This is a genomic window from Achromobacter spanius (genome assembly GCF_029637605.1).
Classification (GTDB): domain Bacteria; phylum Pseudomonadota; class Gammaproteobacteria; order Burkholderiales; family Burkholderiaceae_B; genus Achromobacter; species Achromobacter spanius_E.
In genome coordinates, this window is the sequence record NZ_CP121261.1 from 6179625 (window position 1) to 6191972 (window position 12348).

12 protein-coding genes, 3 tRNA genes and 1 pseudogene are annotated in these 12348 nt (G+C 62.1%); 6 read left to right on the forward strand and 10 right to left on the reverse strand.

Annotation, left to right across the window (positions count from 1 at the left end):
* Positions 1-60: 60 nt before the first annotated feature.
* From P8T11_RS27650 to radC, 5 genes are all read right to left on the reverse strand, one after another.
* Complete coding sequence (locus P8T11_RS27650; protein WP_268079115.1) at positions 61-327, reverse strand: type B 50S ribosomal protein L31; 267 nt, start codon at positions 325-327, stop codon at positions 61-63.
* Positions 328-579: 252 nt separating this feature from the next.
* Complete coding sequence (gene kynA, locus P8T11_RS27655; RefSeq protein ID WP_268079114.1) at positions 580-1428, reverse strand: tryptophan 2,3-dioxygenase; 849 nt, start codon at positions 1426-1428, stop codon at positions 580-582.
* Positions 1425-1547 carry a hypothetical protein gene (locus P8T11_RS27660; protein WP_268079113.1) on the reverse strand — a complete coding sequence of 41 codons (123 nt, stop codon included), beginning with the start codon at positions 1545-1547 and terminating at the stop codon, positions 1425-1427. The genes kynA and P8T11_RS27660 overlap by 4 nt, the downstream gene beginning before the upstream one ends.
* A gap of 66 nt (positions 1548-1613) precedes the next feature.
* Positions 1614-2240: an arylformamidase gene (gene kynB / locus P8T11_RS27665; protein WP_006218257.1), complete on the reverse strand. Its 627-nt coding sequence runs from the start codon at positions 2238-2240 to the stop codon at positions 1614-1616.
* Between the two features lie 194 nt (positions 2241-2434).
* Positions 2435-3112, reverse strand: coding sequence for a RadC family protein (gene radC, locus P8T11_RS27670; RefSeq protein WP_268079112.1), 678 nt, complete (start codon positions 3110-3112; stop codon positions 2435-2437).
* Between the two features lie 49 nt (positions 3113-3161).
* Here radC and P8T11_RS27675 point away from each other — a divergent pair, with 49 nt between their 5' ends.
* The 3 genes from P8T11_RS27675 to maiA are packed head-to-tail and all read left to right on the forward strand — an operon-like array spanning position 3162 to position 5308.
* Complete coding sequence (locus P8T11_RS27675; RefSeq protein ID WP_083447433.1) at positions 3162-3638, forward strand: FKBP-type peptidyl-prolyl cis-trans isomerase; 477 nt, start codon at positions 3162-3164, stop codon at positions 3636-3638.
* Positions 3638-4615: a 4-hydroxy-3-methylbut-2-enyl diphosphate reductase gene (gene ispH, locus P8T11_RS27680; RefSeq protein WP_127183819.1), complete on the forward strand. Its 978-nt coding sequence runs from the start codon at positions 3638-3640 to the stop codon at positions 4613-4615. The genes P8T11_RS27675 and ispH overlap by 1 nt, the downstream gene beginning before the upstream one ends.
* A gap of 48 nt (positions 4616-4663) precedes the next feature.
* Positions 4664-5308: a maleylacetoacetate isomerase gene (gene maiA / locus P8T11_RS27685; protein ID WP_268079111.1), complete on the forward strand. Its 645-nt coding sequence runs from the start codon at positions 4664-4666 to the stop codon at positions 5306-5308.
* Between the two features lie 22 nt (positions 5309-5330).
* Here the strand turns inward: maiA and P8T11_RS27690 are convergent, their stop codons facing one another.
* The 4 genes from P8T11_RS27690 to P8T11_RS27705 form a co-directional block, all read right to left on the reverse strand.
* Positions 5331-6773 (reverse strand): DegQ family serine endoprotease, encoded by a 1443-nt coding sequence (locus tag P8T11_RS27690; RefSeq protein WP_268079110.1) that lies wholly within the window; start codon positions 6771-6773, stop codon positions 5331-5333.
* 99 nt (positions 6774-6872) lie between these two features.
* A complete protein-coding gene (locus P8T11_RS27695) occupies positions 6873-8207 on the reverse strand; it encodes an ATP-binding protein (RefSeq protein ID WP_268079109.1) in 1335 nt (444 codons plus the stop codon).
* Positions 8204-8863, reverse strand: coding sequence for a response regulator (locus P8T11_RS27700; RefSeq protein WP_268079108.1), 660 nt, complete (start codon positions 8861-8863; stop codon positions 8204-8206). The genes P8T11_RS27695 and P8T11_RS27700 overlap by 4 nt, the downstream gene beginning before the upstream one ends.
* A gap of 140 nt (positions 8864-9003) precedes the next feature.
* Positions 9004-9079, reverse strand: a tRNA-Thr gene (locus tag P8T11_RS27705).
* Positions 9080-9314: 235 nt separating this feature from the next.
* Here P8T11_RS27705 and P8T11_RS27710 point away from each other — a divergent pair.
* The 3 genes and pseudogenes from P8T11_RS27710 to P8T11_RS27720 all read left to right on the forward strand — a co-directional run bounded on the left by P8T11_RS27710 (position 9315) and on the right by P8T11_RS27720 (position 11597).
* Positions 9315-9390 (forward strand) — tRNA-Asn (locus P8T11_RS27710).
* Between the two features lie 156 nt (positions 9391-9546).
* Positions 9547-10577, forward strand: a pseudogene (locus P8T11_RS27715) (CobW family GTP-binding protein).
* 114 nt (positions 10578-10691) lie between these two features.
* Positions 10692-11597, forward strand: coding sequence for a LysR family transcriptional regulator (locus tag P8T11_RS27720; RefSeq protein ID WP_268079107.1), 906 nt, complete (start codon positions 10692-10694; stop codon positions 11595-11597).
* A gap of 628 nt (positions 11598-12225) precedes the next feature.
* Here P8T11_RS27720 and P8T11_RS27725 read toward each other — a convergent pair.
* Positions 12226-12302: transfer RNA gene (locus tag P8T11_RS27725), tRNA-Met, on the reverse strand.
* Positions 12303-12348 lie beyond the last annotated feature (46 nt).

The following is a 12348-nucleotide window of genomic DNA, read 5'->3' on the forward strand; positions in this document are numbered from 1 at the left end:
GGGAAAAAAAAGCAGCCCGAAGGCTGCCTTTTTGCTGTGACTCCCGCAGGAGCAACAGGATCAGGAAGCGGACTTGACGGTGCCGGCCGTACGGGCGAAGCGGGCGCGGAACTTTTCCACACGGCCGGTTTCGACGATACGCGTTTGGGCGCCCGTGTAGAACGGGTGCGATTCGGAGGTCACGTCGCACTTGAAGAGCGGGTACGTCTTGCCGTCGATTTCAACGGTTTCGCGCGAGTGCACGGTGGAACGAGTGATGAACTTGTTGCCCGTTTGCAGATCGGCGAAAACGACTTCGCGGTATTCGGGGTGAATGCCTTCTTTCATGGTGCTTATCCTAGGACTCGCTAAGGAGTCTTTTTCAAGTTGTAGGGTCGCCAGCCAGGACGCGTTATGTCGTTCAGTTATGTCACGCACTCATGCCACGCACTTATGCCACACACTACAGAACGCCCACGCAAGGATTCCAGCCACGTATCCAAAAAGTAACCCCAAATTCTAGCACGGGTTTTTCCGGAGGCGCCAGCGTAAAACAGTCGAAACGCCTGCGCGCTGCCGGGCTGAAAATTGGGGGCAGGTTCAAAGTTCCGTGCGCAGTTTCCAGATTTCCGGGAACAGCACCACATCAAGCATCCGGCGCAGGTAGTCCACGCCGGACGTGCCACCCGTGCCGCGCTTGAAGCCGATGACCCGTTCCACGGTCGTCACGTGGCGGAATCGCCACAATCGAAAGGCATCTTCCAGATCGGTCAGCTTTTCGCCCAACTGATACAGGTCCCAGTAGCGGTCGGTGTCGCGGTAAACGGTCAGCCAGGCGGCTTCCACGCCCTCCGACGAAACATACGGCTGCGTCCAGTCGCGCTCAAGCCGGTCGGCGGGCACGTCCACGCCGTGCCGCGCCAGCAGCCGCAGCGATTCGTCGTACAGCGAGGGTGCGTCGTAGGCGCTGCGCACCTGAGCCAGCAAATCTTCGCGATGTGCATGCGGTTTCAACATGGCCGCGTTCTTGTTGCCCAGCAGGAACTCGATCTGGCGGTACTGGTAGCTTTGGAATCCGCTGGAACGCGCCAGGTAAGGGCGCAGCGCCGAATACTCGGGCGGCGTCATGGTGGCAAGCACATCCCAGGCGTGAACCAGTTGCTCCATGATCTTGCTGACGCGCGCCAGCATCTTGAACGCGGGCTGCAGCCGGTCGGCCGCCACGTTGGCGATGGCCGCGCGCAGTTCGTGCAGCATCAGCTTCATCCAGAGTTCGCTGGTCTGATGCTGGATGATGAATAGCATCTCGTTGTGTTCAGGCGACAGCGGGTGCTGCGCGCCCAGCACTTCATCCAGATGCAGGTAGTCGCCATAGGTCATGTCGCGCGTGAAATCCAGTTGCGTTTTTTCCTGGTGGACGATGTCTTCAGGGCGGTGCGGGCAGCTCATGCTTGGCCTCCGTGGCAAGGGGGCGCGGCGCGGCGGGCCGAGGCGGGCAGCGCGCGCCAGCCGGGCGAGCGGGTGCGGGCGCAGGCAAGCGCCACGGTGTGATCAAGGGTGATGTTCATGATCGTGCGTCTTTCAAGACGGGCGGGGCCGGTTGAGGGCGCCCGCCCGATGGCCAGCGGACCAGCCTACAGTTCGCGCAAGACGGCGCGAACCGGGCTGGCATCGGCCTGGACCAGCGCCAACGGCAGGGCGATCAACTCGTAATCGCCTTCGGGCACGTCATCAAGCACCAGATTTTCCAGTACCCGCATGTCGTGCCGCAAGATCGTGTGGTGGCTGTCCAGGGTCTTGCTGGACGCGGGATCGATGCTGGCGGTATCCAAGCCGATCAGCATGACGCCGCGTTCGGCCAGCCATTCGATCGTTTGGGGCGCATAGGCCGAGAAATCGTCGGTCCACCAGTCTTGCGCCGCATGCTTGGCGGTGCGCACAAGCACACGCGGCGGCAGGTTCAGGGCCGCGTGGGCCAGGTGGTCCGTGGTGATGAGCGGGCCGCAATCAATGGCGTGGATGACGCGACAGGGGCCTAGAAAAGGTTCCAGCGACACCGCGCCGATGGCCGCCGCGCCGTTCTGATAGTGCAGTGGGGCATCCGCGTGCGCGCCGATATGCGGCGACAGCGTGATCTCACTGACATTGACCGGACAGCCGGGCGTAAGCGACCATTTCCATTGCTGGCGATACGGCGTGTCGCCGGGGAAAACGGGCGACGCCGTGGAGACGGGCGGGGAAATGTCCCACAAGCGTTTCATCAGAAGGCGTTTCGTATCTAGCGGAAGAGGGCTGGCCGACGGCGGGCTATCGGGACCGGCCGATCGGGGCCAGCAATGCGAGGCTGCCCAAGCGGGTCGGGCCGCGCCGGAATAGGTTAAAGCCTAAAGCAATTTCGGGCGCTAGTCTAACGAATTCCGGCGCGCCGCTCGGCGCGCAGCGGGGCGGTTGTGAGCTAGACGCCGCCCAGCTCGGCCATGGAGATGACGGACGCGCCCGCGACGATCAAGTGGTCCACCAGTTTTACGTCCACCAGCGCCAAGGCCTGTTTCAATTGTTGCGTGAAGCCGCGGTCAGCCGCGCTGGGTTCGGCCAGGCCTGAAGGGTGGTTGTGGGCGACGATCAGCGCGGCCGCGTGGTGGCGCAGCGCCTCACGTACGACTTCGCGGGGGTAGACCGACGCCTGCGACAGCGTGCCGCGCGCCAGTTCGCCGGTGGCGATCACGCGCAACTGGTTGTCCAGGTAGAGGGCAATGCAGTGCTCCACGTGCCGATGGCCCAGCGCGGTCAGGCAATATTGCTTCACTTGGGCGGGGTGACGCAGGGAATGGGGACGGGTCAGGTCTTCTTCGATGGCCCGCCGGGCCAGTTCCAGCAAGGCGGCCAGCGTGCAGGCCTTGGCCGCGCCTAGCCCGGGAATGTTCATGAGCTCTTCGGGCGTGGCCCCCAGCAGGCCGCGCAGGCCGGAAAAGCGTTCAAGCAAACGGTTGGACAAGTCCACCACATTAAGGCCGGGAATGCCGGTGCGCAGGCCCAGCGCCAGCAGCTCCGCATCCTGGAGCGCGCTGGCGCCGTGGCGCAACAATCGTTCGCGGGGACGCTCGTGTTTTGCCAGCCGGACAGACAATTTCATAAGAGGCTCTAAAATCAGGGTTTATCCAATATCCATACGGTGGCAGATCTTGAGCATCGCCTCTAACGAAGTGAACGTTTTTGTCCGTCAGGATTCCTACCTGACGCTGCATTACCGAATCACGCTTGCATCCGGTCCTGGCAAGGATTCGGTGTTCACCAACACTTTCGACGGCCGTCCCGGCACGCTGCAAATGGGTAGCGGCCAGTGGGCGCCCGGGCTGGAAGCCGCGCTGATCGGTCACGCCGAAGGCGAAAAGTTCAGCGTTACCCTGGAGCCGGCCGACGCCTATGGCGACCGCAATCCTGAACTGATCCAACGGGTCACGCGCGCGATGCTCGCCGAACACGCGGGCGCCGATGCGACGTTCGAGCCGGGCGACCTGGTGGAGTTCACCGCACCCAACGGCGGGCGCTATTCGGGCGTGCTGAAAGAAATCAACGATGAGTCGGCGCTGTTCGACTTCAACCATCCGCTTGCGGGCGTCCGCTTGCAACTGGATGTGGCGCTGCTGGGAGTTCTCTGATGAGCAAGGCCGTTACCGCCTCCGACGCCGAAGTCGTGCTGGCCCAGCCGCGCGGCTTCTGTGCCGGCGTGGACCGCGCGATCGACATCGTCGAGCGCGCGATCGAACTGCATGGCGCCCCGATCTACGTGCGCCACGAGATCGTCCACAACCGCTATGTGGTGGAAGACCTGCGCGCCAAAGGCGCGATCTTCATCGACGAACTGGACGACGCGCCTGCGGGCGCCATTGTCGTGTTCTCGGCCCACGGCGTGTCCAAGGCGGTGCGGGCGGAAGCCGAATCGCGCGGGCTGCAGGTGTTTGACGCGACCTGCCCGCTGGTGACCAAGGTTCATATTGAAGTGGCTCGCATGCGTGCCGCCGGTCGAGAGATCATCATGATCGGCCACAAGGGCCATCCCGAGGTGGAAGGCACGCTGGGGCAGGCGCAAGGCGGCATGTACCTGGTTGAAACCGTGGACGACGTGGCTGGCCTGCAGGTGAACGATCCGGAAAACCTGGCCTACGTCACGCAGACGACCTTGTCGGTAGATGACGCGGCGGCGGTGTCGCAGGCACTGAAGGCGCGTTTTCCCAGCATTGTCGAGCCCAAGAAAAGCGACATCTGCTATGCCACGCAGAACCGCCAGGACGCCGTCAAGGTGATGGCGCCCGAGTGCGACCTGGTGTTGGTCGTGGGCAGCCCGAACAGCTCGAATTCCAATCGCCTGCGCGAAGTGGCCGAGCGCAAGGGCGTGGCGTCTTACCTGATCGACGGCGCGCATTCCATTGATCCGGCGTGGCTGGTGGACCGCAAGCGCATCGGCGTGACGGCGGGCGCGTCGGCTCCCGAAGTCCTGGTGCAGCAGGTGATCGACCGCGTCAAGGAATTGGGCGCGGTGTCGGTGCGCACCATGCCAGGCCTGGAAGAGAATGTGGCCTTTCCGCTGCCCAAGGGCTTGTCTCGCAAGGCCGCGCAGACGGAATCGCTGGAATAGGCAGGCGCCGCTTGTGCGCGGCGCCGGGAAAACCATCAAGGAGACTTCATGCAGTTGTACAGCTATTTCCGCAGCTCGGCTGCGTACCGCGTGCGCATCGCCCTGAACCTGAAAGGGCTGACGTACGAATACCTGCCCGTGCATCTGCTGAAGGATGGCGGCCAACAGTTGTCAGACGGATACCGCAAGCTGAATCCGACGGCGCTGGTGCCGACCCTGATCGATGGCGAGGCCGTCATCGGCCAATCGCTTGCCATCATCGAATACCTGGAAGAAACGCATCCCCAGACGCCGCTATTGCCGTCTGATGCGATTGGCCGCGCGCGGGTGCGCGACCTGGCGCTGGGCATTGCGTGCGACACGCATCCCTTGAACAATCTGCGGGTGCTGAAATACCTGAAGCACACGCTGGGCGTGGACGAAGCCGCGAAGACGGCCTGGTACAAGCACTGGGTGCAACAAGGCCTGGAAGCGCTGGAAGCGCAGTTGGCGCGTTCCAGCGCCACGGGCCGCTTTTGCCATGGCGACACGCCGACCATCGCCGACTTGTGCCTGGTGCCGCAGGTGGCCAATGCGCAGCGTTTCGACTGTGACCTGTCAGCCATGCCGAACGTGATGCGCATCGATGCCGCCTGCCGCGAGCTGCCGGCTTTCGCGGACGCAGCGCCGGGCAAACAGCCCGACGCTGAGTAAACCCGGGAAGCCGGCGGGGGGCTTAGCCGATCTGCACCGGCACGAAGATCTTGTCTTCGCCGCGCTGTACCAGCAGGGCAACGGTCTTGCCCGCCTTGGACAGCGCTTCCTTCACTTGCCCGATGTTGTGCACGGGCACGCCATTGAGCGACAGCAGCACATCACCCGGTTCAATGCCCGCCTTGGCGGCCGGCCCCGCGGAGCGCTCGATCAGCAATCCTTCGGTGCCTGACGCCTGCTGTTCCTGCGGGCTCAGGGGGCGCAGCGCCAAGCCCAGTTGGCCACGTTGCACTTCCTGATCGCCGGATGCCGTTTGCGCCTTGTCCTTGGGAATGCCGCCCAATGTGGCGACGAGTTCCTTCGGGGCGCCGGCGCGCCAGATGTCCAGCTTGATCTTTTCGCCGGGCGACGCCAGCGTGATCATCGATGCCAGGTCGCCAGAGGACACGATGGTCTTGCCGTTGATCTGCCTGACCACGTCGCCGGGCTGCAGGCCGGCCTTGGCGGCGGCGCTGCCTTTCTCCACGCTGGACACCAGCGCGCCAGACGGCGAATCCAGCTTGAACGAATTGGCCAGGTCCTGATTCACTTCCTGCACCGTCACGCCCAGGCGCGCATGCTGCACCTTGCCGTGCTCAAGGATCTGGTCCTTGATCTTGTAGGCCACGTCGATCGGAATCGAGAACGACAGGCCCTGGAAGCCACCGGTGCGGCTGTAGATCTGTGAATTGATACCCACGACTTCGCCGCGGTCGTTGAACAGCGGGCCGCCCGAGTTGCCCGGGTTGACCGCCACGTCCGTCTGAATGAAGGGCACCGACGTGTCGTCGGGCAGCGAACGGCCCTTGGCGCTGACGATGCCCGCGGTGGCGGTGTTTTCCAGGCCATAGGGCGAGCCGATGGCCAGCACCCATTCACCCACCTGCAATTGATTGACGTCGCCTACTTTGACCACCGGCAGGTTCTTGGCGTCGATCTTGAGCACGGCCACGTCGGTTTGCGGGTCGGCGCCCAGCACTTTCGCCTTGTATTCGCGGCGGTCGGTCAGCTTGACGGTGACTTCCTTGGCATCCTGTACCACGTGCGCATTGGTGAGGATGATGCCGTCATTGCTGATGATGAAGCCCGAACCTTCGCCGCGCATCGGCACTTCACGCGATGGCATGCCGCCGCGCGCCCCGGGAATCTGACCGAAGAACTGGGCGAAGGGGTCATCATCATCGGCCGACACCTTGCGGGTGCCGCTGACGCTGATGTTGACGACGGCCGGTCCAAAATCGCGGGTAATCTGCGCGAAGTTGGGCGGGCTGGAGGTATTGATGGATTGCGGGGCAGCGATCGCGGTCGGCGCGTTGGCCGCCATCGACACGCCGCCCATCACGGCGGTTGCGCCAGCGCCGCCAATGGCGCCAGCGGCCAGCAGCGCCAGCATCAGGCGCGAGGGTTTCAGTTGCGAGGTCTTCATGTCGGCTCCTGCGTTCATGTTTGAGGACATGGCGCTATCTTCGGGCCTGACACTTAGGGGAATCTTAAATCGCGTGGTCCCGTCGCTATTTCGTCGTTCTCAACGCGAAAGCGGAAATTCCACGCGGGCGCGCAGTCCTTGGCCGCCGGGCACATCGTCAAGGAAAATCTCGGCGCGGTGCTGGTCGGCAATGGCGCGTGCAATAGAAAGCCCCAGTCCGCTGCCGTGCTGCGTGTTGCCCTCGGCACGATAGAAGCGGTCAAACACGCGCTCGCGTTCGGCGGGCGGGATGCCGGGGCCTTCGTCATCAATGATGAAAGCCGCTTTGTCCGGCGACGTTTGCAGACGCAACTGGATGCGTCCGCCGGTAGGCGAGTGCTTGATGGCGTTGTCCAACAGGTTGCGGGCCAGCAAGACCAGCGCGTCGTGGTGGCCTTGTACGCGAACGTCAAGCGCACCTTCCAGGTCGACGGCGAGGGACTTGGCATTGGCCTGCGTCAAGGTTTCGGACAGGGCTTGGCGCAGTACGTCGGCCAGGTCCACGGGGCCGACCGGCGTCTGTTCGGTAGCGCTCTCGTGGCGGGCCATGGATAGCAATTGCTCGACCAGCCGGGTGGCGCGGTCGATGCCCGCTGCCAGCCGCTGTTCCGCCACTTGCCGGGTTTCCGGGTCACCTGCGCGTTGCAGCGCCTGCAACTGCAGTCGCAGCGCGGCCAGCGGCGAGCGCAGTTCGTGCGCCGCGTCACCCACAAACTGTTTCTGCTGCGCGAAGGCGCCGCGCATCCGCTCCAGCAGCAGGTTCAATTCCTGGATCAAGGGGCGGATCTCGTCGGGCAGCCCTTGCACATTGACGGGCGACAGGTCTTCGGGCTGGCGGGCCGCCACCTGTGCACGAGCACGCTTGACCGGCCGCAGGGACCAACTGACCACGCACCAGACGATAAGCATCAGCAACGGCGCGGCCGCTGCAATGGGGGCGATGGTGCGCAGCGCGAGTTCACGCGCCATGTGCTTGCGCACGGCCATGTCCTGCGCCACCTGGATCACCTGGAAGGGCGTGGCCAGCGAATACACGCGATACGTGGTGCCTTCCATTCGTGCATCGGAAAAACCCAGCACGATCTGGTCGGGCAGGGGGCGGCGGGAACGGGAGTTGAAGACGCGCAAGCCGTCCGGGGTCCATATCTGGATGATCAGGTCATCGGCCATGGGTGTCGCGGTGCCCCGGCTATGCGTGGGGCCAGTGCTGAGCAAGCCGTCGCCCGTGCCCAGCGACAGCGCGGTGCGCTGCAGCAGCGAATCAAAGATGTCGTCGGCCTGGGCGAGCGTGCTGCGATAGGCGATCGCGCCCTGCGCCAGCGCGCCGACCACGATGGCGGCCAGTAGAAAAAAAAGCAGGCGGGCGCGTAGTGAACCGCTAAGCCTGATGCTCATGCTTTGGGAATGACATAGCCGACACCTCTGACGTTCTGAATCAAGTCCGGACCGAGTTTTTTTCGCAGGCCATGAATATAAACCTCAACCGCGTTGCTGCTGACGCTGTCCTTCCAGCTGTAGAGTTTTTCTTCCAGCTGCGCGCGCGAAAAGATCATGCCGGGGCGCGAGATCAGGGGTTCCAGCACAGCCCATTCGCGGGCCGTCAGCGCCACAGGCGTGCCATCGACCATCGCGGCGTGCGCCTGCGGGTCGATGGTAATGCCGTCATGTTCGAACACGGGCTCGGCGCGGCCGGCGCTGCGGCGGATCAAGGCACGCATGCGCGCCAGCAATTCGTCCACATCGTAGGGCTTGACGATGTAATCATCCGCCCCGGCGTCCAGCCCCGCGATGCGGTCGCTGACGGCATCGCGGGCTGTGGCGATCAGTACCGGCGTGCGGTCCTTACGAGTGCGCAACTCACGCAGCAACGTCAGGCCGTCGCGCTTGGGCAAGCCCAGGTCCAGCAGGATCAGGTCATAAGTGTCGGTGCGCAGCGCCAGTTCGGCGGCGCTGCCGTCCCGGACCCAATCCACGGCATAGTGTTCCGCGCGCAGGCAATCCAGCACGCTTTCACCGATCATGAGGTCGTCTTCGACGAGGAGGATGCGCATGGTGGTCTTCGCTTGGCTGAATGAAATCCAGCAAGTTGGATGCGCGGCGGGCGGGTGGAGTTCCCAAGCCGACGAGAGAGCAAGGAATGTTCTGGCGCGGAAATGAAAAAAGCAGCCCGAGAGGGCTGCTTTTTGGAATTTGGTGCCGGCAATAGGAGTCGAACCTACGACCTTCGCATTACGAATGCGCTGCTCTACCAACTGAGCTATGCCGGCAAGACCATTTGCTTCAAATTTTGCGTGCTGAAATCAGGATTTCACCGGCGCTGAAAGTTAAGCAAAACATCTTTGTTCTTTCCAGTTTTTCGCCCTGTTTATGGGGCCTGATCTGGAAAGACCGAAATCATATCAGAGTTTTTTGGTGATGGGAAACGATCGGCCAAAAAAGCATCAAAAAAATTCGCCATTTGCATGCGCCAAAAATTTCGGTCATAATTGCGTTCTTGGCAGATCCCCGATAGCTCAGTCGGTAGAGCGACGGACTGTTAATCCGCAGGTCGCTGGTTCGAGCCCAGCTCGGGGAGCCAAAAAAATTCAGGGCCAAAATTCAGGGTCAACAAGCTGTAGCCAAGAAAGATGCTAAAGCTCACAGACCCAAGCCGAACAGAAGGGCCACTCGCGAAAGCGGGTGGCCCTTTTTGTTTTTCTCTTCTTTTTGGTTCTTTCGAGGCGAGTGGCGAGTGATGCAAAACGATAGGCAAAAAGAGGGTGGGCAAAAAGACGACACGCGCATCGGCGTGACGGTGCTCTCCGGCTTTCTGGGTAGCGGCAAGACCTCGCTGCTTAATCGCTTGCTGCACGAGCCCGCCTATTCGGATGCCGTTGTTATCGTCAATGAGTATGGCGACGTTGGGGTGGATCATCATCTGGTCAGGTTGGCGCCCGCCAATGTCGTGCTCATCGAGGGTGGCTGCCTGTGCTGCGTGGTAAGTGGTGCAGTGGTCGATACCCTGCGCGAGCTCTTCATGCTGGCGGTCAGCCGCCGGATCAAGCCGTTTCGCCACGTGATCATTGAAACCAGCGGGCTGGCGGATCCTGCGTCGACGCTCTTCATGCTCAAGCACGATCGGTTTCTCTCGGAGCGCTATGTGTATCACGGCGCGATCGTGTTGGTGGATGTGCGTCACGGCGAAATGCAATTGGCGAGCCAGCCCGAGGCGGCGCGGCAATTGGCCCTGGCCGATACCGTCGTCTTGAGCAAATCGGATCTGGCGGACGCCGCGCAATTGCGGCGGGTCGAGCAGGCGGTTGCCGCGATCAACCCGGGCGCGCAACGCTGCGTGCAGCGTCAGGACTCGCCCTTGGCTGGCGTGCTGCGCGAGGGGCCCGACACGCGCATGCGGCGCGATGGTGTCGCGTTGTCGAGCTGGCTACGGGCTTTTTCGCGGTCCGCGTCTGGCCGGCATGTGGGCGTGGGCAGTTTTTCGGTGGTTCTGGCGGCCCCGCTGGGGCGGGCTGCGTTCCTTGCGGGCGTGTCCCTGATACAGGAACGCTTTGGTGAGGCTATTCTGCGAATGAAGGGTCTGGTCTGTTTCGAGGGGAAACGCTGCCTTGTGAGGTGCACGGTGTGCATGGCGAGTTGTACCCCTTGCGGACGCTGGCCCAATGGCCAAGCGATGATCGTGCCTCAAGCCTTGTCTATATCGTGCGTGGTCTGGATGTTGATGAGGTTCGCGGGGTGGTGAGTGCCGCACTGGGTCAGTTGCCGAGTTAAGCGGAACCTGATTCTGTGGTCCGCCTCGGTGCTCAAAATGTCGCCATTTGGGCGCGGATGTTGCACAGAAATACGGTATAACCGGTACGGTCTGATGCAAGAACCGAGACAATCATGGATCGTTTGAAGGCGATGCAGGTGTTCGTGGAGGTTGCCGATCGGGGGAGCCTGTCGGCAGCGGCAATTCATTTGGATATGTCGCGTGCAATGGTGTCGCGCTATCTGGCTGAAATGGAGCAGTGGGTCGGTGTGCGCTTGCTGCATCGCACGACGCGCCGCCTGAGCCTGACGCCCGCGGGAGCGGAGACGCTGCCGCGCTGCCGGCAAATGCTGGATATGGTGGGCGACCTGCGCAGCGCGGTAGCCACCCCCGAAGACACGCCACGCGGCTTGTTGCGGGTTACCACCAGCATGTCTTTTGGTTCGCGCCACCTTGCGAAGGTGGTGGCTGATTACGTCAAGCTGCACCCGGATACGTCGGTTGATCTGATGCTGGTCGAGCGCGCCGTCAATTTGGTTGAAGAGCGCGTGGATTTGGCGGTCCGCATAACAAACGACCTGGATCCCAATCTGATTGCCCGCAAGTTGGCGGTGTGTCGGTCGGTGGTGTGCGCATCGCCCGAGTATCTGTCTCGCGAAGGGCTGCCGGCGCGTATCGAAGACCTGTCATCGCGAAACTGCCTTACCCACTCCTACTTCGGCAAAAGCCTGTGGCGTTTTGAGCGCGACGGTCAGCCGGTGGATGTGCCGGTTAGCGGGAATATCAGTGCAAATGAGGCGTCCGTGCTGCTGAGCGCCGCATTGGAAGGGGCGGGTATTGCGATGTTGCCTACTTATTGCACGACCGAATATATTGCGGCGGGTCGGTTAAAGGCGATTCTGCCGCAATGCAAACCACAGGAACTCGGTATTTATGGCGTGTACGCATCGCGTCGGCAGATGCCGCTGATATTGCGTTCCATGTTGGACTTCCTCGTCGAGCGGCTGGGTTCCGCGCCCTGGGACAAGCCGGGCGGCTAGGCTTGCCCCATTTTGCGGGTTCCCGATCTTGAGGGGCAGGGTTATGGCGGTATAATTTCGCAAATGCGCGGGCTTGGTTTTGGTCTTGATGCCGGGTTTGGTATCGTTAGCCTGAGCGCTTTCCTTGAAGTCATTCTGCGGCAAGCCATTGTCCGCTAGCTACTGATTGCCGCAGGACGAAGGCGCCGGATTCCGGCGTGTCCCGCAGGCGTGTTGGCAATTGATGCCAGCTTTTCCAGAATTTGCATAAGGCGTTTGCCGCGATACGAAGTGGCAGGCGCATTGCCCTATCTTGATCGACGTACCCGCTTCGGCGCGTGCTTGTCGCGCATGGCAATCAACGCAGAACCCAGGAACCTTGTGAACACTACGCTCGTCAATGTCGTCTATCGCGGGTCCCCATGTATGGTGGGCCGGCAAGCTGGTGTTGATATGGGCCTGGTGGTGTTCGCTATTGCCTGGTTTGTCTTTGTGGGGCAGGCCGTTCGCGCTTTTCTTTTTTCTGCCCGCGGTAAAAATTGCGGCCCAGATCGCGGCATGAATTATTGCGGCGCAAATGAAAATTGCGGCGCAAAAAATGCGGCGCAAATGAAAAAGGCCCGGCGCATTCGCCAGGCCTTGATCAATTTGGTTGCGGGGGCAGGATTTGAACCTACGACCTTCGGGTTATGAGCCCGACGAGCTGCCAGACTGCTCCACCCCGCGTCTGAGAAAAGAATATTAACCTTATTTTCCACCTGGTGCAAGTTGG